Source organism: Chryseobacterium sp. CH25 (assembly GCF_004119455.1).
In the GTDB taxonomy this organism is placed as follows: Bacteria; Bacteroidota; Bacteroidia; order Flavobacteriales; family Weeksellaceae; genus Chryseobacterium.
Genome location: NZ_NRQT01000015.1, coordinates 40,063 through 63,257 on the forward strand (window position 1 = coordinate 40,063; position 23,195 = coordinate 63,257).

Consider the following 23,195-nt stretch of genomic DNA (forward strand, 5'->3'; position numbering starts at 1 on the left):
ATATCCTTTTTTTCAACAATTACCCTTCCTATATTTCAAAATAAAAGCTGCCTCTTTTTTGGAGACAGCCCTGTATTGTTTTTTCCAACAATTAATGGTTAGGTACACATCTTAAAAATGTAGGATCACCATTAAGTGCCTGGCAATAGCATTCATAAAGATAATTCCCACATTGCTCATCTACTTTACTGCAGTAAGATCCGCAACTGTATGAAGCTGCAGCTCCACCCTGTAATTTTTTCAAATCTGGTCTTGAAATTTTTTTTAGATTTTTCATGGTATATTAAGTTATAATAATTTGGTATCCCAAAGCTAAAAAACATAACTCCCAACTGCGTGAACCCTATTTTAATTTTTGGTAAACGCAACTTTATTTTTTAACTTCGTCTAAAATACATTTCACAACATCTTTCTTTACAACCATTAACCAATCAATATCACAAAATGAATACAATACAACCAAAAACGTTTGCATTTTTAAAAGAATTATCCACCAACAATAACCGTGAATGGTTCAATGAAAATAAAAGCCTGTATACAGAATCTCAGAGTAATGTTATTGAATTTTTAGATGATCTTATCCGAGAAATGTCAGATTTTGATGAAGAGCTTGCTAAAATTGACAGTAAAAAAGCATTATTCAGGATTTACCGTGATACCCGATTTTCAAAGGATAAATCACCCTACAAAACTAATTTCGGAGCCTCTCTTGGAATGGGAAAAGGAAACCAGAAAGGTGGCTATTATCTTCATATGGAGCCCGGCAAATCTTTTCTGGCTGGTGGAATTTATATGCCTGAATCTTCCGTTTTAAAAGAAGTCCGAAAGGAAGTTTCTCTATATGCTGATGATTTTCTTAAAATTCTAAACCATAAAGAATTCAAAAAACATTTCCCTGAACTGGATCAGGATGATAAGCTGAAAAAAGTTCCTCAGGGATTCGATAAGGAAGATCCTATGGCTGAATATTTAAAGCTTAAAAACTTCATAGTTCTTTATCATTTGAAAGACGAAGAGGTTCTGGATAAAAATGCAGTGAAAAATATGAGTAAGATCTTTAAACTGATGAAACCGTTTAATGATTTTCTAAATACACCATTTAACTGATCCTTCAGTACATTTATCTAATAATACAAGCTATCCGAAGTAAAACATCCCTATTCTATTACTGAACAGGGTTATCACGATCTATCTCTTTAAAAAGACTTTCTGTTTATTATTTTTCCAATATTAATAAAATTTGAAAGCAGTGAAAACCCCTATAATCTTTACAACAATCCATACTGTAAGACGTTTCTGTGACAAATTTCAAATTCATTAGAAATTAAACGCTTACAAAACAGACCACAAAGTCTTTCAGCTGAGAATCAGATTATTATATTTAACATTTTTTAAGATAAGTTTTACATTTTTACGTATCTTTGCTGTTCGTCAAAAAGCTAAGGATGTCTTTATACCAAAAAATTGCAGAAAAACTACAATATATAAGTCCGGATTTTTATAAGAAAAGATATTTTAAAACCTTAAATAATCTTAATAAAGATAATTTTTCGGAACGCAATGTAGAACCGGAACTGGTATGGATCAAAGAATACCTTCCAAAAAATGCTGTAATACTGGACATTGGTGCTAATGTTGGAACTTTCCTTTATCAACTGGAAAACAAGCTGGATCATGAACATATCTATGCTTTTGAGCCAAACAAAAAGCTTTATACCAGACTTAAAAGACTGTTCCCACATATGAGGGTACTTCCTTTGGCTCTTTCTGACGAAAATACAATTGCGGAATTCAAAGTTCCCATTATCAACGGAAAAACCATCGCTTCCCGTGGAACCTTAAACACTGCTTACAAAGAAAAAGGCGAAGAGAAAAGCTATACTGAGAAAGTAAAGGTTATTAAACTGGACGAATGGGCTGCTCTGGAACACTTCAACAGACTGGATTTTATTAAAATAGACGTTGAAGGCAATGAAATAAAGACTCTTTCGGGAGCTAAAGAAACCATCAGACAGTTTATGCCTACCTTAATGGTTGAGATGGAACAAAGGCACCACCAAACACCCATATGGAATGAGATATCTGAAGTACAGAGTTGGGGATATGAAGTAAAATATCTGAACAGGAACAGTTTTACTCTGGAGACTCTTACAGAAGACATTCTTTTACAAAATACAAACGACGAAAAAAATAAAACTCAGTACATCAACAATATTATTTTTATACCTAAAAACCCTTAAAACAACTTTATGAGTGTAGTAGCGAGACAAGGCTTCAAATATTCCATTATCGGTTATATTGGTTTTTTGCTGGGCACAGTTTCTGCAATATTCATTTTTCCAAATGACTTTGAATTTTATGGAAAACTCCGCTACAGTATGCAGACTGCAGAAATGCTTGTCCCTTTTGTTGTTTTTGGAATTTCCTATGCTAACGTAAAGTTTTTTCATTCTTTACAGAAAGAGGGTAAAAATCAGAACATGCTGTCACTATCACTGGTTACTGTTTTGATTAACTTTCTCATATTTTCCGTCATATTTTTTGTCCTTCCTCACTTTTACCCTAAGTTCATCCGTTCGGAAGCCTGGAAAATCAAAGGAATTATTTTACCTCTTATATTAGTCTTATCTCTTTGTGCTATTTTTAATAAATACACCTCTAACTATAAAAGAATTGTTGTTTCTAACATTTTTGATAATCTATTTCCCAAAATAGCCAATTTAGGAGCATTCTGCCTGTTCTTTTATTTTTCAATGTCTCAGAATATAGCACTGGCATTCTTCTTCGGAGTATTTGCACTGATGCTTTTCGGGTACATTTACTACACTAATAAGCTTGAGAAAATTCATTTTGACATCAGTACAGATTATTTTAAGAAAGATAATTTCTGGAAGGAATTTTTAAACTACAGTTTCTTCGGTTTTCTGGGAACGTTTGGAAATTATTTGGCGATCAACAGTTTTATGATTGGAGAATTTATGGGAATGGAAGAAAACGGTATTTATTCTGTACTGTATGCTCTTATTTCACTGATTTCTATTCCACAATTAGGATTATTCAATATTTCAGCACCTATCATCAGTAAACATCTTGCTGACGGTGATATGGAAGGACTGGACAAGTTTCATAAAAAGACTTCATTAACTTTATATTTCCTGGGAGCAGTATTGTTTTCCTGCATCATGGTCGGATTTCCTTATCTGACTCAGTTTATGCCTAAAAACGGAGTAATGCTCAGAGAATATGAACCGGTTGTATGGATCTGGGGTTCAGCAGTTTTAATTGACCTTGCCACAGGATTTAATGGAAACATCATCTCTCTTTCAAAATATTACAGATTCAATATTCTGGTAATGCTTTTATTAGCAGGATTGACGATTGGACTGAATTTTTATTTCATCAAGAATACTGACCTGAAACTTATTGGAATTGCTTTATCTACAGCAATTTCCCTTACGATCTATAATGTTGTTAAAATCTTGTTTAACTATATTATGTTTAAAGTTTCACCACTAACCATTGAGATGATCTTCATTTCAATCATCTGCACTTTAGCAATTACAGTAGCCATTGTTTTACCTAATTTTGACAGCAACTTCATCAATCTGATCTACAAACCTGCTGTAGTATTAGCATTAATCTATATCGGAAACTATTTTACAAAGATTTTCCCGATAGAAGATTATCTGAATGCGAAATTTATTAAGAGTATTTTTAAATTTAAATAAGACTTGGAAGAAAAACAGCACTAGTTTTCACCCTGTAATAAGGCTGTTTAATAACTGTTCTAATCTTTTTTGAACTTCTGCCCTGCTATAGCTTTTTTGAAAGTCGAAATAGGCATCAGTAAGTTCATTCAGCTGTTCAAAGATATTTTCTTTCTCAGGTAAAATGAAATTCAGTGTTGAAGGGTAACTCTTTGGAAAAACAGCCGGTTTTCCATAGGTAATGGAATCTCCCAGATTTCCTGTCATCTTGGTTTTCCCATACGTTTCCTTTATGCTGAAAAATTCTGTTTCCTGTTGGATAGGACACCAAAGTACATCGGCTTTCTGCATCCATACTTCAAAGGCTTCCGCAGAAACCCTATTTGAAAAATAGGTTACAGAAATATTCTCCGGTAAGTTTGAAGACAATTGTTCAAGCTGCTTCAATTCTTTATCCTTTGCTTTTCCAAGGAAAATAAATTCACATTTCCGATCTGTCTTGGTCTTCTGAATGGTTGTAAAGATGTGATTATAATCTCTCCTCTTCTGCGAAACACCACCAGGAATAGTAACCATAAGACTTTCATTCTCAGATTGAGTAAAACTTTTAGTATAAAAAAGAGACAGAAACTGATATCTTCCGGAAACCAATGCTTCATCCAGCACTACCAGAAATCTAGATTTTTGATACACCTCTCCAGCGTACAACAATCCTTCTTTCCACCATAACTTCAGTCTGTAAATAACATCACCTTTGAACACGCTTTTTATTAAATCAAATTTTGAGGCTTTGGTAAAATTCAGATTATGAGCAATGACCGTGGTGTTATATTTCTTTGTTATTGCCAAAAATGTATTGAAATAACGATGAACAGTTCCAATAATCACCAAATCGTATTCTCTAGTTTTCAGCTGATCTAAAATCATAGAACTGTCAGACAAAAAGATATCTGACCCCGTTTCACGGATCTGATCTTTTATTTTTTTGGAAAAATAATAATCTACATTGAAATGTTGGGATCCTTCCATGATATTCATGAAAGCCTGTGCTATTTCTGCGTGGGTATCTATTTCTATGTAAGCTATTTTTTTCACTGACTGATTGAGATTATTTTTTAGGTTTTGGCTAAAGCCAATGGAAATTTTATCTTTTTGTTAAACGGGCTAAAGCCCGTTCCTATTGATGTTCATTTAGGTTTACATCATCCTATTTTCAGCCATTTTTTCTTCAACATCTTCCAACGTTGGTCATTGACCGCTTTTTGCTCTTCTTTTGTAATTTTAAGTTCCAATTTTTTGGATTTGCAATCTTCAAAAGACTTAACAATATCAAAGAAAAATGATGGTGATTTGCTTTTCATAGCTTCCTTTGATGCTGCAATATAAGCCAGAAACCTGTTTAATCCTAAAAAATAGAAATAACGTCCGTAGTAATCTGCCGGCCTTATGGTATAATCAGCTCCTTTTACTTTAATAAGCTTTACATGAAGTTCCGGTAAGACCACTTCTTTCCAGCCCAAATGCTCCAATAAAATAGAATCTATGTTGTCCCATCCTAATGTTTCTCTTAGCCCTCCCATCTGAACAAAACATTCTTTCCGATAGGCCTTCATAGGTCCTCTTACATGATGTTTATTGGAATTACCTTCATATACCCAGCTCCCTTCTTTTTCAATATACAGTAAACCACCTACCAATCCATATTCAGGATAATTGATAAAAGCTTCTTCTACAGTTTTCAAATAGTTTTCAGGAAGAATAATATCGGCATCAAATTTACAAATGATATCAAATTCGTCTACAGATTGTGTCTGTAAGCCATTTTTAAAGGCATGAACAACTTTTGAACCAGGTTGATGTTCTGATTTCTGAAGATTAATGGTTTTAAAACGGGAATCGGCCTCTGTGTATTTCCTGATAACTTCAGGGGTACTGTCTGTAGAGCCGTCATTAACGACTACGACTTTAAAATCCTTACTACTTTGTTGCTGTAGAGAATCCAGAGTGAAAGAGAGGTTCTGCTCTTCGTTGTGGGCAGGAATAATAATTAAAAACCTCACGGAGTATTTTATAAATGATGTAATGATAAGTGATAAATGATGAAAAACACCATTTATCACTTATTGTTTTATTTTATTTATTGTGTGGTTTCAACATGTTTTTCGGATCAAGGATTTCATCCAATTTTTCCTGGGAAAGAATTCCTTTTTCTAAAACAAGGTTGTAAACACTTTTCCCTGTTTCCAGAGCTTCTTTTGCAATCTGTGTAGATTGTTTGTAGCCGATATAAGGGTTCAGTGCCGTTACAATTCCGATGCTGTGTTTTACCATATTCAGACAAACTTCTTTGTTGGCAGTAATTCCTACTACACATTTATCACGAAGCGTATCTAATGCATTACAAAGGAAATTAATATTTTCCATGATTGCATGAGAAAGTACCGGCTCCATTACGTTAAGCTGTAACTGTCCTGCTTCTGCTGCAAAGGTTACCGTTAAGTCGTTTCCAAATACTTTAAAACAAACCTGGTTTACCACTTCCGGAATAACAGGATTTACTTTACCCGGCATAATGGATGATCCCGGCTGCATTGGCGGAAGATTGATTTCAAAAAGTCCAGCTCTTGGCCCTGATGAAAGTAATCTTAAATCGTTACAGATTTTCGATAGTTTTACAGCAAGACGCTTTGTAGCTGAAGAATAGATCACATAAGATCCTGTATCCGGTGTAGCTTCTACCAAATCTGGTGCTGAAACAATCGGGAATCCTGTAATCTGAGCTAAATTTTTAGCACAAAGGGTTGCATATCCAACCGGAGCATTTAATCCTGTTCCGATGGCTGTTGCTCCCATATTTACTTCTACAAAAAGGCTTGCATTATTGTTCAGCTTAGAGATATCTTCTTCTAATGTAGCAGCGTATGCTTCAAATTCCTGGCCTAATGTCATTGGAACAGCATCCTGAAGCTGAGTACGTCCCATTTTGATAACATCATGAAACTCCTGTCCTTTGGCACGGAAAGCTGCTATGATTTTTTCCAGTCTTTCTACCAATCCGATATTCATCTGTAACAGCCCCATTTTGATAGCTGTAGGATAAGCATCGTTGGTTGATTGTGAAAGATTGATATGGTCGTTAGGTGAACAGAATTCGTATTCTCCTTTATTTTTTCCTAATTTCTCCAAGACTACATTCGCAATCACTTCATTCGCATTCATATTGATTGAAGTTCCTGCTCCTCCCTGAATCATATCTACAGGAAACTGCTCATGATATTTCCCAGCTACAATCTCATCACACGCTTCTGCTATTTTGAAATATAAGCTTTCATCAAGAAGTCCTAATTCATAATTGGTTTTTGCCGCAGCTTTTTTTACGAAAGCCAGTCCTTTGATAAAATCCGGATATGAAGACAAAAGCTGCCCTGAGATTTTGAAGTTGTTGATTGCTCTTTGCGTCTGCACTCCATAATAAGCGTCTAAAGGCACGTTCAGTTCGCCTAATAGATCACTTTCTTTTCTGAAATTTTCCATTACAGATATTTTACTGTTTTTGATGGTTTAAAGATAGCAAAAACGCATCGATCCGATGCGTTTTAATTTGAGAATTATTTTACTGAATATTTCACATTCAAAGCTTGTAATATCGCCCATGATTCTGCATCCATAATTCCGTCGTAATTTTCTGGACGGAAATGATACTGAAATGCTTCAATTGTTTTCTTAGTAGCATCGTCCCATTTTCCGCTAAGCTCTATTCCGTAACCAAATTTCTGCAATGCAGTCTGAATAGAGAAAATAAAGACTGTATCACTATATTTCGCAGGAAGTTCAGTTTGGGCAAGATCAAAATAGTTTTGTTTTGTTGCCTCATCATACCACATTCCTATCTGGTATTCATCATACAGTTTTTTCCATGGGAACATTGGCCCCGGATCCTGTTTTCTTGTAGGGGCAATATCTGCATGACCAATAACATTGGTTGCCGGAATCTGATATCTTGTAACAATATCTTTTGCCAACGCTGCCACTTTTCTTATCTGAGCATCACTGAAAGGGACAAATACTCTTTTGCCTGCAGCATCAGTTGTAAAACCTGGGTTTACAATTTCAATTCCTATAGAGGTATCGTTAAGATTCTTATCTGCTCTCCATGAACTTACCCCAGCATGATATGCTCTCTTATTTTCATCCACCAACTGATAGATTTCATTATCTCCAGTATTATTTACCAGATAATGAGCACTTACACCAGGCTGGGTAAGAACAGTAATAGACTTATCATCAGGAAGCACTGTATAATGCATGATCAGATAACGTTGTCTGAAATTCTGCGCCATAGCTGGGAAGTACGTTTTTACTACTTTATATCCTGCTGGTTTTGCAGATACAATAGAACCATAACTTGCCGTATTATCATTTTTTGTTGGGTCTGCTATATTAGTAGTAAAAAAGTCTACTCCATGATCACTTATTACTTTTGGTTTTGGAGCATCCGGAGTTTGAGTCTTTACTACTTGTTTCGGCTGTGCCACGGGGGTTTTCGGTTGGTACGTATTTTTTTTCACATTTTTTTGAGAAGTACATGAAAAAACTAAAGTGCTTAATCCGATGATATATAATGTTTTACGCATCAGTTTGGTTTTTTATCAAATTATTACCTCAAAAATACACAAAAATTTCTTGAATTTTATTTGGTAAATAAAGAAATCTGTTCTATATTTGCACTCGCAATAACGGAACAACGATCATTAAAAAATAAACAAAAAAGGAGGGTTGCCGGAGTGGTTAACGGAGCAGTTTGCTAAACTGTCGACGCGAAAGTGTCGCAAGGGTTCGAATCCCTTACCCTCCGCTCTCTTATATATTCGGGGCGTAGCGTAGTCCGGTCATCGCGCCTGGTTTGGGACCAGGAGGTCGCAGGTTCGAATCCTGCCGCCCCGACTTTTTTAATGCGCTTATTACTAAGCGAGAATCAACTTCTAAGGGTGCGTAGCTCAGCTGGATAGAGCATCTGCCTTCTAAGCAGACGGTCAAAGGTTCGAATCCTTTCGCGCTCACAAAAACCTCATCATTTTTATGGTGAGGTTTTTTGTTTTATATTAGTTCCATGTGTTACGTCTATATTCTCTACTCTGGGTCTCTTAACAAATATTATATCGGACATTCCTGTGAGAGCCTACAGGAAAGATTAAAAAAGCACCTTTCAAACCACAAAGGGTTTACAGCAAAAGCTAAAGATTGGATTATTATCTATTCTGAATGTTTCGATTTAAAATCCGAAGCTTATAAAAGAGAACGTGAAATAAAGAGCTGGAAAAGCAAATCCAGTATTCAAAAACTCATTGGCAATATCAACCAGATAGAGCATCCCGATTTATAATCGGGACGGTCAAAGGTTCGAATCCTTTCGCGCTCACAAAAACCTCATCATTTTTTATGATGAGGTTTTTTGCTTTATATTAGTTCCATGTATCACGTCTATATTCTCTACTCTGAGTCTCTTAACAAATATTATATCGGACATTCCTGTGAGAGCCTACAGGAAAGATTAAGAAAGCACCTTTCAAATCACAAAGGGTTTACAGCAAAAGCTAAAGATTGGATTATTATCTATTCTGAATGTTTCGATTCAAAACCCGAAGCTTATAAAAGAGAACGTGAAATAAAGAGCTGGAAAAGCAAATCCAGTATTCAAAAACTTATTGGCAATATCAACCAGATAGAGCATCCCGATTTATAATCGGGACGGTCAAAGGTTCGAATCCTTTCGCGCTCACAAAAACCTCATCATTTTTATGGTGAGGTTTTTTGTTTTATATATCATATTAATTTAAAAAGAGTACATCTGCCTTCTAAGCACATAATCTATTTCATTCTCATAAAAGCTCTGTTCCAAACCTCATAATAGTCTTTACTTTCTAAATTTCCCAATCTTAATTTACATTGAATAAAAAAATCACACTTAAAGGACAAAATATTTTCTATATTTGAGCGACTAATAAAAAAAAACAATTACCATGAAAACATTCAAAAAACAACACAGTACCCTAAAGAGAGATGAATTAAAAACTATTTTAGGAGGAATCATACCCAACCAATGCCTTCCACGACTTTGCAGAGAAATATGCAAAGAACAAGGTTTTGAACAGGGAGGTTGTGATGCTAACGGACTATGTTTATGCGGTCCTTTCCCAAATCCAAATGACTTGTAAAATATAAATCTCAATATTTATAAACAACAAAAGCCTTATCATTTGAACGGTAAGGCTTTTATCTATAATACTGCTTTGTTATTATATTCTATTTATTATCTATGATGTCTCGCTACTTTTTAATCAACACATAAATTCCGTTCGTTTCGTTTTTCTTTATTCCATATCCATCAGTCAGTTCAAGAATCCAACCGTCTCCTTCTATTTTTTCACCATCTATACTAACGGGATTAGATATTGAAATCTTATCCCAGTTTGGACTCATTAACGCGCCCTTTTCTACGGTTAAAATCCCCCATTTATCTGTAACTCTGATGTTAGGATAAACCGTTCCTTTATCTTCAATTGGAATTATATTTCTTGGATCAAAAGAGACATTCATCTTTTCAAATTTTATTTCAAAATGAGGCTGATCAATAAATTTGGACTTATATTCAGCGATAAGATTTTTTATCCTTTCTTCTCTTTTTGTTTCTTCCTCAATTATTACTGAGCCATTATAATCATTTACTAATTTCTCTACAGCATCTTTAAAATCATTAGCAATTTCAATATTGAACGCTTTGATAAAATAATTGGTAAGATTTGTTTTTCCTGTAATTTTCTTATTCCAGCTTTTATCTTTTTTATACAGCAGATATCCGTACACAGGGACAGTGTGGTAAGCAAATGAACGAACAAATGTAGGATTATCTATAAACCCATCAATTCCATTGCTTAAAGATGATATTGTCTGTTCTTTACTTCTACCACTCACGATGACTCCTGTAAATTCTGCTATTCCTTCATTGAGCTCCAAGAAATTTTCACTTACATCAGAACCATTGTAAAGATTATGTCTGTATTTCCTAAAAGCAAGTGCATTGGTAAGATGTTTCTTCAATTCTTTTTCTGAAACCGCCGTTAAAGCTCTTTTTAAAGCTTCAAGTTCCAAACGAAGATAAACTCTCCCCTCTTTCTGATCCAGATGGTTGTTTTCAATGTTATTTAATTCAAAGCCTAATGAAGGTTGTATGCGGTGAAAAGACTCATGAGCCAGCAAGCCTATTCTGTCATATTTATTTTTAGGGAGCGGAAGCATCATCATCGCCCATCTTTTTCCGTTCCAGTTTATAGCGGTATTGGCAATATTAATTTTATCAGGTAAAACACCTGTATAAATATTTCCATCTGCTTTTAAAATTCCACTTTCATCCGGCTCATTTGCAAAAACTGCTTTTGTCTTTGAGTCAATTAAAAGGATAGGCCCATAGAGATCTTTATTCCAAAGATCAATCTTCTTTTTAGCTTCAATTTTAAACTCGTTATAAAACATTGAAATACTATCTACGGAAACCGTACTCTTTTGCCCCAATAGATATTGTCCAAACAGAGAAAACAGTATTATGAAAATAAAAGTCCGCCTCATGGTTAAGTTTTTTTTATTTACACAGAACTACTCTTTAAAGAATTTTTTATAAGTATCTGTATCACAAATATAATAAATTACAATTCTTGTTTTGCTCCGGCTATTTTATGAATAAAAAAACCTTAGAAATCATCCTAAGGTTCTTTATTATTTTTAAATATCTTTTTTTGTTTTCACTTGAATTGCAGATGCCTGGTTCTTCTTATTTTTTGACTGTTCCCGTTTCATCTTTCTGTAGTCCCAAGGAGCAACAGCATGAACATCCTGCCAAAGACCAATCTTATTCTGTTGGGCTTTTTCCTGCAGTTTTCCTAAAGAATCATCTTTGGAATAAGAAAAATACCACCACCCCATTCCGGCTTTGATAACCTCTTTGGAAAGGTATTTATCATTATCATAATATATTTTGGCAATGGAACGTCCGTAACGGTCCGTACTGCTCTCTTTGAACTTAACCGTTTTTCCAAATACCTGTGCAGAGGTGAACTGTTTTGCATTTTTCCCAAAAGCCTGCCCACTTTCCGGACAATCTACTTCTGCTAATCTGAGTTTCTTTTGTGTGTTACCTTTTAAAAGTACAGTGATAGTATCTCCATCCGATACTTTGATTACTTTTCCGCTCGTTTGTGAGAATAAAATTGCAGGGAAAAGCAAGCTCATCAACATTAATCGTTTCATGTGGCAAATATAGGGATTAAAGGAAATGAAAAAAGGAATCCGAAGGAAGGAAATTAATTTTAACTGATAATTGCTTAAAGTCGGGAAATTTTGAACAACAAAGGGACCAGGCAGTAAGAAAATCTAAATATAAGACAAATTCATCTTTATTCTTAATATCTCATCTCTCAACTCTTTTTTATAAACATCTATATCAATTTCATTAATGGATGGAAAATAATGTGATTTAGCATCAAAATAATAAGCCACTTTTTCTAAAAATGCATCTTCGTTTTCTTCTAAATACTGGGTAACCTCATCTAAGAATATTGAATCAATATATTCTTCCGGTCCTTTCACATAAAACCCATCATTTACCTCATCATTTTGAAATGCTTTTTCTAAAGCAGGAAGGTATATTTTATAAAAATCCTGAGGCTTCATATTTTTTATTTTTTTAAATCTAGAAAAGCAAAATTTATCACCAAGCTATAAAACTGTAAAAAAACTTAAAATTTCTCCTAAAGCCTAAATCCATGGTTATTAATCAAGTAAAGTTAACAAAAAAGTTTTACTGAAATTTAATTAAAAATTATCCTGAAATTTATTTTTTTATTTCAAAAAGTATTGTACCTTTGCAACCGCAAAAACGAAGTAAAATTCGTTAATGATGACCTTTAATCGGGGCGTAGCGTAGTCCGGTCATCGCGCCTGGTTTGGGACCAGGAGGTCGCAGGTTCGAATCCTGCCGCCCCGACAGTTTTGGTAATTTCTTAAAATTACATAATGGGTGCGTAGCTCAGCTGGATAGAGCATCTGCCTTCTAAGCAGACGGTCAAAGGTTCGAATCCTTTCGCGCTCACAACAAATAGTACCTAGGTCTATTTATTTTAATTTTTAAAGCTTTTGGTTTTTAAATTAAAATGATGAAGTAAAATTCATTAAGGATGACATCTCGGGGCGTAGCGTAGTCCGGTCATCGCGCCTGGTTTGGGACCAGGAGGTCGCAGGTTCGAATCCTGCCGCCCCGACAGTTTTGGTAATTTTCTCAAAATTACATAATGGGTGCGTAGCTCAGCTGGATAGAGCATCTGCCTTCTAAGCAGACGGTCAAAGGTTCGAATCCTTTCGCGCTCACTGAAACCTCATCAGTTTTTTGATGAGGTTTTTTTGTTGTATTATACTTAATGGTAAAAATATACAGATAGAGCATCCCGATTGCAAATCGGGATGGCAAAGGTTCGAATCCTTTCGCGCTCACTGAAACCTCATCAGTTTTTTGATGAGGTTTTTTTGTTGTATTATACTTCCTGCGAAAATTTATAGATAGAGCATCCCGATTGCAAATCGGAACGGCAAAAGTTCGAATCCTTTCGCGCTCACTGAAACCTCATCATTTTTATGGTGAGGTTTTTGTTGTACTATACTTCCTGCGAAAATATATAGATAGAGCATCCCGATTGCAAATCGGGACGGCAAAGGTTCGAATCCTTTCGCGCTCACTGAAACCTCATCATTTTTATGGTGAGGTTTTTTGTTGTATAAATCATAATTAAAGCAAAATCGATTTTTAACCAGCCTCACTGCATTTCGCCACAAATTGCTCAAATTTACGATCTGTATTTTGCATAACCGGACCGTGGCCGAAGCAGATAATAGAAGGGTTCAGTACTGCTAACTTCTGAAGTGATTTGATATTGCGCTGTTGATCTGAAGTGAATATGTTTGGTGGAAGTCGCAGCCCGGTAGCTGTTGTGAGTAGGTTCATATTTGTTGCCACATCTCCGATAATCAGGACACCATCCCTCTCACGGAATAAAGAAATATGGCCACCTGAATGTCCGGGAGTCTCTATTACCTTAAAGTTTCCAATCATATCATTCTCAACAATTGTTCTGTCAACTCTATGCCCCTGACCTGCCCAGTACTTTTGCTGAAGTATTGCTACCCAATGTTCCGGGGTTGGATAGTCGTGGGTTACCATACCCGTTTCGGTCCTAAAAACTTCGTTGGGATGACAGAGTAAAGGAATATTGAATTCTTCACATATCTGATCACTACAACCTTGATGGTCTGCATGCGCGTGAGTTAGTACATGCTGATAAACAGGGATTTTCTGGAGAACCTTCTTTATAGTGGTATACGAACTCCTTATTCCGGAGTCTACCAATACACCTTCAATTATATAGCAATTGATACTGTTTCTTGGCATGAGTGAAATCTGAAACACTTCAGGAGCAATTTGACGTAGCATATTTTTTTGTGCAAATCTAACTCCCCGATCAGTTCTGTATGAGGACATTTGTCCTATAATACGTTAGGTTTATGTATCTGCCCTTTCGCCCGTGTTAATGATCGCTGAGTAATCCCAAGATACGCTGCCAGATCCTGAGTTGTGACACGTTGGACAAGCATTGGTTCATTAGACAGAACATAATGGTATTTATCTACAGTCGATTTATTATTGTAATTCAGGAGATAGCCTTCTTTTTGGCTATACTCTTTTTCCATCACCAATTTTATGACTTCGTTCCAGACACTCACCTGATTAAGCAGATGCTGATAATCCTGGAAGTTTATCCTATAAATTACGCTATCTTCTATAGCCCTGATGCTTCTTCTGGATTTTTCCTGCCTCACAAACTCCGGAAACGAAGTGGCAAATTCATTTTCAAACTTAAAGCAAGTTATATTTTCTTTTCCTTCATTATCAATAGCGTATGCTTTTACAGCCCCGCTTGCGATAAATCCAACATAGCGGCAGAGCTCATCTTCTTGAATAAAAAAATCACCTTTTTTTAGATGGATAGGCTTAAAAAACTGTGCAGAAAAGTGAATTTCTTCTGCTGAGAACCCTCCGGTTGAGGATAGATAATTTTCAAATACATCAGTCATTTCGCAATTTTTCTGTTCTTTTATTTTCTTCTTAGCCATCAATGGATCATAGGTAAATCCAATATCCAAATCTAATCATTATTATACCTTCAAAAAAGCTAACATGAGAAATAGTTGTCATACCAATCAAATTGTTATAATTTTGTTTTCTCTATTTTAATTCAATGAAAAATTTCAAGTTCATTATCGCAAGCTGTACCTTTGCTTTGACTTTGTCATGCAAAACAGCAGCTCCGGTTACAAAAAACTCTATTCAGGATACACCTTATCAGAATCTTGGACGTGACGGCAAAATATATGCTGCATTTTACCAACAAAGATCGGCTGAATATGAAGCGCTTTGCCTGCAGGCTTACAATATTGCGAAACTTCGTCTGGATGAAGCTTTAGCTTTAAAAGCTGATAAACCTCTAGCTATTGTTTCAGATATTGATGAAACCTTTTTAGATAATTCCTATTACGCAGTTGAACGTTCAAAAATGGGAAAAGATTATGATCAAAAGACATGGGAAGAATGGACAGCTAAAGGTATGGCAACACCTCTTACCGGTTCTCAGGAGTTTTATCAGTATGCTGCCAGTAAAGGTGTACAGGTATTCTACGTTACCAACCGTGTGGAGCAGGAACGTGCAGGAACTTTGAAAAACCTAAAAAAATACAATTTTCCTCTTCAGAATGATTCCAACCTTATTCTTCGATCTAAAGAAAGCAGTAAGGAAAACAGGCGTCTGGATATTGCTAAAAATTATAATATCGTTTTGCTTTTGGGTGATAATCTTGCAGATTTCTCTAATCTGTTTGATAAAAAATCAGAAACAGAACGCTCTGCAGCGGTGAAAAACTCAGCAAATGAGTTTGGGAAAAATTCATTATCATTCCTAACGTTGGCTATGGGGACTGGGAAGCTTCATTCTATCAATACAAATATGATTACACGCATCAGAAGAAAGATTCAATGATGTATAATGCTGTAAAAGCTAATCCTTAAAAAGTGTATCTGTAAATATATACAAAGAAAGTATACACCCTTGCAGTAAAAACTGCAAGGGTTATTTTTTAAATTATTGAACAGCAGATACGCTTGACAGGATGAAAATTCCGTTTCATCTGTCTATTTTGCTGAATCAGCTTAACTTTTCTATAGATGAACTGCAATTCGCGGTATTTTTACAGGAGAAGCTTTTACCGGGAAGCCGTTATAAAAGTTAGTTTTAATTATTATTTAAGGAAACATTGATTAAGCATCAATAAAAATCTTTTTGTGCAACTTATTCCTTGTAGCCATTTATGGCTAAACTATACACTTAATCATGTTTGGGTAGGGCTGGATGTTCCAGTCCTATTTTTGTTTTTCACTAATCTAAATCAAAACAAAACCCTTACACTGATATATAAGGGTTCTTTTATTCTTAAAACTTGAATTCATCTATCGTTGGATCATTCAATAAAATTTTAGTACAAATATTATGGTTCTTTGAAGCTCCCTGCACCCGCCAGATCGCTGTATACTTATCTCCATTTCTCATCTGTTTTCCCCGAATCGATTTTAAGCCGTTTTCCTTAAAAATATTTTCATATTTCTCTACAACTCCATCCTCATAAGGAAGAGTGATCTGATAAATATATCTGGTACTAATCCTGTCAATAACATCCTGAATATATTTGAACATAATCAACAATAAAAATACAACGATAGAACCGATTGTGGCTTCCTGATAATACCCTGCTCCTATTGTCATTCCCAAAGCAGCGCAAATCCATATGGTAACAGCTGTTGTAAGGCCCGAAACCCTGTTGTCTTCCTTAAAGATTACCCCAGCTCCCACAAAACCTATTCCCGTGATAATATTAGCAGCAATACGATCCGGACTACCCGATTCTCCAAGGTTCATGGAAAGCATAGTAAAAATACAGGATCCCAATGTCACCAGTATCATCGTACGAAGTCCTGCCGATTTCAATTGATATTCTCTTTCGATTCCGATAATACCGCCTACAATTACAGAGAAAAGAATCGGAAGTACATCATCCAGTAAATTCATTGTTCAGATTTTTCTATTGTTAAATGTATTTGATTTTTTTTAATTGGGAAAGAGCTACTCTGAACAAAAAACCGTTGTGCAATGACAACGGTTTTATTTATTTTAAACAAAATATTTATTTAAGCTTATAAGAACTTCCGTTCCAAAGATAAGTTTTGGAAGATCGTTTTTTGGTCTCACGGTCCTTATCGTCAGTTTCCATGTCTTCTACTTTCAGGATAAAAGTGTTAGGAATACCTCCTTTATCATTGGGAAAGACATATTCTTCACTGTGATAGTAAGCTCCGGCATCACCTACATTCATCAGCTGTGGAAGGGCAATGAGTTTCTTATCTTTATAAAGAATGTACTGGTCATATGCTGCAATCCCACACGCTTCTCCGGATACCATTGCCTTTAAGGTAAATTCTACATCCTGAAGTTTATGGCTGCTTTCAATATTAAAGGATGCTGTACTCAACTCTTCTCCTCTTCCGGTATCAAAGTAGATTTCTTCAATCAGGGTATTGCCTTCCATTACTTTTATTCCGGCAATATTCTGTTTTTCGATCTCATTCAGGGATTTATTTTTTCTATCTACTGTTTTTGAAAGCCCGAAAAGGAAATCATATCCGTTTTTATTACGGTAACCTACACTAAGATTTCCACCCCAAATGTAGCCTTCAGTCATTATCTCTCCTTTCTGATAAGAAATTTTATACCAGTTGGCTTTTCTTTCTCCCAACTGTAAAACCGGTATGGTCTCTTCTTTTTTAAGGATCGTAATCTGTTGATTGCTCTGCAGTGAATCCAGAATCTGAGCATTAACACCTGGTTCTTTTCTAACTCTTGTCCAATCTGTAAAGATCTTCTGATTCTTGTTTTCAGTAAAATTAAAAACACCGTCTGCATACACTTCATTCTCCTGCGCTGTAAGAAGTTGCAGCGTCAGTAAAAATAAAGCAGTCCATAAAGTTTTCATATTTGTTATTTCGTTTTTTTATTTTTCAAGCAGTAAGCTTACCCATTCTTCTCTCTGTAATTGTTTTTTCAGAGTAAGACCGCTTTCTTTACATACTTCCAGGATATCATCCACATCGAAAAAGCAAAGTCCTGAAAGTAATAGTTTTCCACCTTCATTCAATACAGATACATACGTTGGAATATCAGAGATCAGGATGTTTCTGTTGATATTGGCTAAAATGATGTCAAAATTTTCGTTTCCTAAGTTTTCTGCTGTTCCCTGCTCAATGTCTAATTCAACATTGTTTCTTACTGCATTTTCTTTTGAATTCTCTACAGACCATTCATCAATATCAATCGCTTTTGTATCTCCAGCTCCCTGCTGTTTTGCATAGATTGCCAATACAGAGGTTCCGCATCCCATATCCAACACTTTCTTTCCATTGAAATCAATATCCATCATCTGCTGAATCATCAGGTGAGTTGTAGGGTGATGCCCTGTTCCGAATGACATTTTAGGCTGAATGATAATTTCATGCATTCCCGGTACAGAATCATGGAATTCTGCTCTGATTAATACTTTATCATCAATATTGATTGGTGAAAAGTTCTTCTCCCACTCTTCATTCCAGTTGATGTTCGGCATTTCTTCAAAGGAATACTCGATTTTTACATTTTCGTTCACAAAGATCGGAAGGGCTTTAAGCTGATCCTCGTTAAATAAATCGGTCTGGATATATCCTAAAATTCCGTGAATTTCTTCTGTAAAGCTGTCAAAACCTATTTCGATAAGCTCTGCCATTAATATCTCGTTCCAAGGTTGCAATGGAGAAATCTTGAAATTGAATTCTAAATAATTTTGCATGTGAATAATTTGCTGCAAAAATACTAATGTTATTACGGTTAAAAAAATGGAATGGGTAAGTTTTGGATAAAGCGGGTGGATTTTATGTTTTGTTGAATGAATAATGCTTATTTCTATTGAATTTTATATCTCTCGCAGATTGAGCTGATGACGCAGATTTTTTTAGACTTTGGTTAAAGCCGTTGGGATGGGAATATTATAAACAAAGCGAGCCAAAGCCCGCTTATATTGTTTTTTACCTATAATTTAAAATTGAAATAGCTGTTTTATGACAACCTCAAACCTTAAACTTTAAACCTTGAATTCTAAATCCTCTTATGGATTCGTAGAGAAAATAGAACCATTAGCGATTAACGCTCTTCTGTTCATTTTCAGGATATCTCTTACCCATTCTGCGAAGTCTTCAGGTTGTAATACTTTGTCAGGATTTCCGTCTGTAAGTCCGCCCTGGATGCTCATATCAGAAGCAATGGTACTTGGTGTTAAAGTAATCACACGGATGTTCTGTTTTCTCCATTCTGCCATCATCGACTGAGATAGAGAAACTACAGCAGCTTTTGAAGCAGCATATGCTGACATATTTGGACCTCCTTTTAATCCTGCGGTAGAAGCAACGTTTACAATATCTCCTTCTCCTTTAGCTTTCATAAATGGGTGAACAGCTTTAGCTGCATAGTACACTCCAAATAAATTGGTTTTGATTACCTGCTCCCAAGTTTCAGACGGCATATCTTCAATGGTTCCGAAGTCTCCGATTCCTGCATTGTTCACCAAAATATCTACTCCGCCTAATTGTTCAGCTAAAGTTTCAATTCCTGATTTTACAGCTGCTTCATCATCAATAGAGAATATCGCATATGCTGATTTTACTCCTAGTTTCTGGATTTCTTCAACTGTATTTTTAAGATTTTCTTCGTTTCTTCCTGTAATGGCAACGTTTACGCCTTCATTGGCTAAAGCTAAAGCTACAGCTTTCCCCAGTCCTCTTCCACCACCTGTTACAATGGCATTTTTTCCGTTTATATTCATAGTGTAATTCTTTTCGTAGGACAAAGTTACGAAAGAACATTTTTATGGGAAGGAAAGAAGGGATATTTAATAGTTTTTTAATGGTTTTCATTAAACCACAAAAGGCACAAAAGTTTAAACACTTTAGTTAAAATATAAGTTTTTATGCAGACTGGTGAAAAGAGCACTTAGGCTTTATGAATATCGTAAAATCCCATTTATATGGACTTTTATGCAATTTTTACATATTCTAAAACATTAAAAATAATCTTTTGTGACTTTTGTAATTCATTATTTTCAACCTCAGCAAAAAATAAAACCGGTTCGGGATGAACCGGTTTATCAATCTAAAAAAAGTATAGTGAAAAATGAAAAGCTTAAGGAATCTGGATAGCATTCTGGACTTCAAATTCTTCTGAAGCAGAGAACTGATTTCCATACATGTCTACAGCTCTAACCTCAACTTTATGTTTTCCTAAGGTTAATTTTTTAGGGAAATCTGCTTCCCAGATATGTTTTGACATTTCAGGGTTGGAAGGCCTTCTTCCCTGCAAAATTTTCTCTGTAGTATCCCATTTGAAAACGGAAAGAGCAAAGTTTGGATCTATGGTTTCATCATATTCCATTTCTTCCCATTTCCCATTGTCTATTCTGTACTCTACTTTATCTTTTTTGCTTCCCATAAAGAAGTTAGCCAAGACTTTTGCAGAAGTTTTTGAGGGGAACGGAATTACTTTTGGAACATATAGTTTGATCTGATAATCTTCCGGTTTTCCGGCTGTTTTGTATTTTACTTTGTATTGATTATCAGTAAAGCTGATGAAAGAATACCCTTTTGCTGTTCCGTCTCTCATAGTTGAAGTAGGAAGTCCTGCTTCGTCAGCGGTTCCGGAATACCAGTCTCCACAAGTGGTTCCTACATTGTATTCGTGCAGTTCTTTAATCCCATTCCAACCTGCTTTTTTACCATAGAAAATCTGCTGTTGAATATGGGTATGTGCCGATAAAAGCAATACATTCTGGAAAGGGTTCAGGAAATCGAACAATTTCTGACGGTCTGCATTTCTGAAACTGTCTTCATTGTTATGCTCTAGAGGAATATGGAAAGACACTACAATCAGTTTATTTTTATCAACCAATTTCAGATCGTTTTCAATAAACTGAAGCTGATCTTCACGAAATCCGCCCCAATAGCCTTTTCCATCTCTTGGATCGGGATAAAGAATATCATCCAGAATAATGAAGTGTACATTTCCGTAGTTGAATGAGTAATTGGCAGGGCCGAAATTGGATTCAAAGGTTTCATCTGAAAGTTTATCGTCTTTAGCATCGTAGTTCATGTCATGATTCCCCATTACATTATACCAAGGTAATCCTACTTCTTTCATTACGTCAGCATAAGGTTTCTGCAAACTCAGATTATCTCCAACCAAATCTCCCAAACTAATTCCCAATACTGCATTTTTCTTGGTATTTCTCACTTCATTTACGATTCCTCTTTTAAAATAATCCAGTTCTTTTTCTGTATAAGGTTGCGGATCTCCGAAAACAAGAATATCAAAGTTTTTGTTTTCATTCTGCTGATAAAGCGGGAAGTTCAATTCTTTGGGAAGCTCCCCTGTTGGGGCTACTCCTTTATATTTAAAATCTGCCGGAGAACCTTTTGGTTTATGGTGATAGTAAAACTGTGGCAGGTTATTACTGTTTACAGCAGTTTGATATCCTGATGGTTTAATGACAAAAATAGTCTGATCTTCCTGAACCGGCAGGCTGTAACGTCCGTTTTTATCTGTTAATACCACCTGAACTCCATTGGATACTGCAACTCCTTCAATTCCTTTTTCGCGGTTTTCTTTCTTTTGGTTTCTGTTGCTGTCTTCGTATACATATCCTGAAGCAGAAGACTGGGAAAAAGCCATTGCTGAAACCAGCATACATGGCATTAAAAGTTTTATATTGATATTCATTTTATAATTTTTTCTTGATTATACTTATTTACTCCACCACACTTTTACATTGATATCATCTCCACCCATCTGCTGAACTGCTGCCTCATAGTTTTCTTTATTCATTACTCTTGTATTGGTTGGATACATTAATCGCTGAGGAAGCTTCCCATCATTCAGAAGCCCACCATTATTAGGAAGTTCCGGGAAACCTGTTCTTCTTTTTTCAAACCATTGCTGCTGATCTACAAAAAATAATGCTATATACTTCTGAAGCATAATTTTCTTCATATCTCCGGTTCCGAATGCTACTGCCGGATTATCAAAATAGTTAGCCGGAACCACAGCTCCCCATTGTTCAATGGCAGATTTTACTCCATTTTCATAATAGGTTTTTGCACTTCCTTGAATAACTCCTTTGAACGCTAGCTCTGCCAAAGTAAACTGAAGTTCTGCGTATGGATACACCAATAGCTTCAAAGGGGCTTTTGCCAGATTCTGATTAAGGTTGGATGGCTGGTAATTGAATACGGTTCCAAATTTATATCCTGATGGTGCTCCTATATATCCAAGATTAGCATTTGTTTTGATGTCTTTTGCCTGAGAGAAAAACATAGCCATACGAGGGTCATTATTCGCTTTTAATGTTTCTACAAAAAATTCTGAAGCGGCTCTACCTGTTGTAAAATCCTGAGGTCTTGCAATAGGCGGCATCAATGGAAAAATTCCTGTTATATCTACTTTTACGCCATCTGCGTTATTTTGAAAAACAGGATATACTGTAGGGTTATTCATAATCTCCTGAATTCTTGTTTTAACATTCACTTCTCCATCTTTATTCAGAATTCTTGTCAGTAATCTCAGGGAAAGAGAATTACAGAATTTCTTCCAGCCTAGAATTCCGTTGGCAGCATCTGAATCGGCTTTAAAGAATAAATCTCCCCCTGTAAGTGCCTTCGTGTTCACAAAAAGGGAGTTTGCTGTTTTTAAATCATCCAATAATTTGATATAGATATCTTTTTGTCTGTCAAATTTCGGATACATGATCTTGTCGTCCAGTTGTGAAGCTTCAGAAAATGGTACATCTCCATAGGTATCGGTAAGATTGGAGTAGATCCAGGCATTCAGGACCATTGCAATAGCCTGATAGTTTTTATCTCCTTCAGAAAATGCTGCTTTTTTAAGGTCATCTACCTGCTTTAGCCATCGGTAAGAGTTATCCCAGAACCCGTTTCCTGTTTTTTCTGTTATGTAGTAACGGCTCAATGAATTTCCTTCGTTTGGAAAATCCAGGGAAACCTGCATAAGATCAAAGTTAAAATCGTTAGCTCTGTTATACCCTACCACAGACATATTGTACTGAATAGGAACCAGCAGGGCACTGGCAACAGGTACATTAATTCTACTCGTATCTTTATTGATCTCATCAAGACTTCTGTCACATGAAACAGTGCTGCTCATAAGAGCCAGGAATGAAGATATATAGATTAGCTTTTTCATTTTTTCTGAT

General features: G+C 35.6%; 21 protein-coding genes, 8 tRNA genes and 1 pseudogene. 14 read left to right on the forward strand and 16 right to left on the reverse strand.

Annotated features, from left to right (window positions below; translation table 11 throughout):
* Positions 1 to 91: 91 nt before the first annotated feature.
* A complete protein-coding gene (locus BOQ64_RS22330) occupies positions 92 to 277 on the reverse strand; it encodes a bacteriocin-like protein (protein WP_129059382.1) in 186 nt (61 codons plus the stop codon).
* A gap of 167 nt (positions 278 to 444) precedes the next feature.
* On the opposite strand from BOQ64_RS22330, the gene BOQ64_RS22335 reads away from it, so the two are divergent.
* From BOQ64_RS22335 to BOQ64_RS22345, 3 genes are all read left to right on the forward strand, one after another.
* Entirely contained in the window at positions 445 to 1,107 is a 663-nt protein-coding gene (locus tag BOQ64_RS22335; RefSeq protein WP_129059383.1) for a DUF2461 domain-containing protein, read from the forward strand.
* Between the two features lie 338 nt (positions 1,108 to 1,445).
* The gene (locus BOQ64_RS22340; RefSeq protein WP_129059867.1) at positions 1,446 to 2,240 is read left to right on the forward strand and encodes an FkbM family methyltransferase; all 795 of its coding nucleotides are present in this window, start codon (positions 1,446 to 1,448) and stop codon (positions 2,238 to 2,240) included.
* Positions 2,241 to 2,249: 9 nt separating this feature from the next.
* Positions 2,250 to 3,728 (forward strand): lipopolysaccharide biosynthesis protein, encoded by a 1,479-nt coding sequence (locus tag BOQ64_RS22345; RefSeq protein ID WP_129059384.1) that lies wholly within the window; start codon positions 2,250 to 2,252, stop codon positions 3,726 to 3,728.
* A 27-nt stretch (positions 3,729 to 3,755) separates the two neighbouring features.
* Here BOQ64_RS22345 and BOQ64_RS22350 read toward each other — a convergent pair whose 3' ends face one another.
* From BOQ64_RS22350 to BOQ64_RS22365, 4 genes are all read right to left on the reverse strand, one after another.
* The gene (locus BOQ64_RS22350) at positions 3,756 to 4,802 is read right to left on the reverse strand and encodes a hypothetical protein (RefSeq protein WP_129059385.1); all 1,047 of its coding nucleotides are present in this window, start codon (positions 4,800 to 4,802) and stop codon (positions 3,756 to 3,758) included.
* 107 nt (positions 4,803 to 4,909) lie between these two features.
* Positions 4,910 to 5,767 (reverse strand): glycosyltransferase, encoded by an 858-nt coding sequence (locus tag BOQ64_RS22355; RefSeq protein WP_129059386.1) that lies wholly within the window; start codon positions 5,765 to 5,767, stop codon positions 4,910 to 4,912.
* A gap of 73 nt (positions 5,768 to 5,840) precedes the next feature.
* Positions 5,841 to 7,241 carry an aspartate ammonia-lyase gene (gene aspA, locus BOQ64_RS22360; RefSeq protein WP_129059387.1) on the reverse strand — a complete coding sequence of 467 codons (1,401 nt, stop codon included), beginning with the start codon at positions 7,239 to 7,241 and terminating at the stop codon, positions 5,841 to 5,843.
* A 74-nt stretch (positions 7,242 to 7,315) separates the two neighbouring features.
* On the reverse strand, positions 7,316 to 8,341 hold the full coding sequence (locus BOQ64_RS22365) for an N-acetylmuramoyl-L-alanine amidase (protein WP_129059388.1): 1,026 nt from the start codon (positions 8,339 to 8,341) through the stop codon (positions 7,316 to 7,318).
* Positions 8,342 to 8,477: 136 nt separating this feature from the next.
* Between BOQ64_RS22365 and BOQ64_RS22370 the strand changes: the two genes are divergently transcribed.
* The 5 genes from BOQ64_RS22370 (at position 8,478) to BOQ64_RS22390 (ending at position 9,450) form a co-directional block, all read left to right on the forward strand.
* A tRNA-Ser gene (locus tag BOQ64_RS22370) sits at positions 8,478 to 8,562 on the forward strand.
* 14 nt (positions 8,563 to 8,576) lie between these two features.
* Positions 8,577 to 8,651: transfer RNA gene (locus BOQ64_RS22375), tRNA-Pro, on the forward strand.
* Positions 8,652 to 8,693: 42 nt separating this feature from the next.
* Positions 8,694 to 8,767: transfer RNA gene (locus BOQ64_RS22380), tRNA-Arg, on the forward strand.
* Positions 8,768 to 8,817: 50 nt separating this feature from the next.
* Positions 8,818 to 9,090: a GIY-YIG nuclease family protein gene (locus BOQ64_RS22385; RefSeq protein WP_129059389.1), complete on the forward strand. Its 273-nt coding sequence runs from the start codon at positions 8,818 to 8,820 to the stop codon at positions 9,088 to 9,090.
* Positions 9,091 to 9,177: 87 nt separating this feature from the next.
* Positions 9,178 to 9,450 (forward strand): GIY-YIG nuclease family protein, encoded by a 273-nt coding sequence (locus BOQ64_RS22390; protein ID WP_129059390.1) that lies wholly within the window; start codon positions 9,178 to 9,180, stop codon positions 9,448 to 9,450.
* A gap of 584 nt (positions 9,451 to 10,034) precedes the next feature.
* On the opposite strand, the gene BOQ64_RS22400 is transcribed toward BOQ64_RS22390, so the two are convergent.
* The 3 genes from BOQ64_RS22400 to BOQ64_RS22410 form a co-directional block, all read right to left on the reverse strand.
* Positions 10,035 to 11,330, reverse strand: a complete 1,296-nt coding sequence (locus tag BOQ64_RS22400) for a hypothetical protein (RefSeq protein WP_129059392.1) — start codon at positions 11,328 to 11,330, stop codon at positions 10,035 to 10,037.
* 153 nt (positions 11,331 to 11,483) lie between these two features.
* Positions 11,484 to 12,008 carry a thermonuclease family protein gene (locus BOQ64_RS22405; protein WP_129059393.1) on the reverse strand — a complete coding sequence of 175 codons (525 nt, stop codon included), beginning with the start codon at positions 12,006 to 12,008 and terminating at the stop codon, positions 11,484 to 11,486.
* A 123-nt stretch (positions 12,009 to 12,131) separates the two neighbouring features.
* A complete protein-coding gene (locus BOQ64_RS22410) occupies positions 12,132 to 12,431 on the reverse strand; it encodes a hypothetical protein (RefSeq protein ID WP_129059394.1) in 300 nt (99 codons plus the stop codon).
* A 238-nt stretch (positions 12,432 to 12,669) separates the two neighbouring features.
* Between BOQ64_RS22410 and BOQ64_RS22415 the strand changes: the two genes are divergently transcribed.
* The 5 genes from BOQ64_RS22415 to BOQ64_RS23300 all read left to right on the forward strand — a co-directional run bounded on the left by BOQ64_RS22415 (position 12,670) and on the right by BOQ64_RS23300 (position 13,247).
* A tRNA-Pro gene (locus tag BOQ64_RS22415) sits at positions 12,670 to 12,744 on the forward strand.
* A 31-nt stretch (positions 12,745 to 12,775) separates the two neighbouring features.
* Positions 12,776 to 12,849, forward strand: a tRNA-Arg gene (locus tag BOQ64_RS22420).
* A gap of 94 nt (positions 12,850 to 12,943) precedes the next feature.
* Positions 12,944 to 13,018 (forward strand) — tRNA-Pro (locus BOQ64_RS22425).
* A gap of 32 nt (positions 13,019 to 13,050) precedes the next feature.
* Positions 13,051 to 13,124: transfer RNA gene (locus BOQ64_RS22430), tRNA-Arg, on the forward strand.
* A gap of 24 nt (positions 13,125 to 13,148) precedes the next feature.
* Positions 13,149 to 13,247: transfer RNA gene (locus tag BOQ64_RS23300), tRNA-Ser, on the forward strand.
* A gap of 310 nt (positions 13,248 to 13,557) precedes the next feature.
* Here BOQ64_RS23300 and BOQ64_RS22435 read toward each other — a convergent pair.
* Positions 13,558 to 14,241, reverse strand: coding sequence for an MBL fold metallo-hydrolase (locus BOQ64_RS22435; RefSeq protein ID WP_129059396.1), 684 nt, complete (start codon positions 14,239 to 14,241; stop codon positions 13,558 to 13,560).
* 53 nt (positions 14,242 to 14,294) lie between these two features.
* Entirely contained in the window at positions 14,295 to 14,951 is a 657-nt protein-coding gene (locus tag BOQ64_RS22440; RefSeq protein WP_228448527.1) for a Crp/Fnr family transcriptional regulator, read from the reverse strand.
* Between the two features lie 95 nt (positions 14,952 to 15,046).
* On the opposite strand from BOQ64_RS22440, the pseudogene BOQ64_RS22445 reads away from it, so the two are divergent.
* A pseudogene (locus BOQ64_RS22445) lies at positions 15,047 to 15,870 on the forward strand (5'-nucleotidase, lipoprotein e(P4) family).
* A 421-nt stretch (positions 15,871 to 16,291) separates the two neighbouring features.
* Here the strand turns inward: BOQ64_RS22445 and BOQ64_RS22450 are convergent.
* From BOQ64_RS22450 to BOQ64_RS22475, 6 genes are all read right to left on the reverse strand, one after another.
* On the reverse strand, positions 16,292 to 16,924 hold the full coding sequence (locus tag BOQ64_RS22450; RefSeq protein ID WP_129059397.1) for an MgtC/SapB family protein: 633 nt from the start codon (positions 16,922 to 16,924) through the stop codon (positions 16,292 to 16,294).
* A 115-nt stretch (positions 16,925 to 17,039) separates the two neighbouring features.
* A complete protein-coding gene (locus BOQ64_RS22455; RefSeq protein ID WP_129059398.1) occupies positions 17,040 to 17,885 on the reverse strand; it encodes an SH3 domain-containing protein in 846 nt (281 codons plus the stop codon).
* Between the two features lie 18 nt (positions 17,886 to 17,903).
* Positions 17,904 to 18,731: a 50S ribosomal protein L11 methyltransferase gene (prmA, locus tag BOQ64_RS22460; RefSeq protein WP_129059399.1), complete on the reverse strand. Its 828-nt coding sequence runs from the start codon at positions 18,729 to 18,731 to the stop codon at positions 17,904 to 17,906.
* 315 nt (positions 18,732 to 19,046) lie between these two features.
* On the reverse strand, positions 19,047 to 19,760 hold the full coding sequence (locus BOQ64_RS22465; protein ID WP_129059400.1) for a 3-ketoacyl-ACP reductase: 714 nt from the start codon (positions 19,758 to 19,760) through the stop codon (positions 19,047 to 19,049).
* A 356-nt stretch (positions 19,761 to 20,116) separates the two neighbouring features.
* Positions 20,117 to 21,682, reverse strand: coding sequence for a calcineurin-like phosphoesterase C-terminal domain-containing protein (locus BOQ64_RS22470; protein WP_129059419.1), 1,566 nt, complete (start codon positions 21,680 to 21,682; stop codon positions 20,117 to 20,119).
* 48 nt (positions 21,683 to 21,730) lie between these two features.
* Positions 21,731 to 23,185 (reverse strand): SusD/RagB family nutrient-binding outer membrane lipoprotein, encoded by a 1,455-nt coding sequence (locus tag BOQ64_RS22475; protein ID WP_129059401.1) that lies wholly within the window; start codon positions 23,183 to 23,185, stop codon positions 21,731 to 21,733.
* Positions 23,186 to 23,195 lie beyond the last annotated feature (10 nt).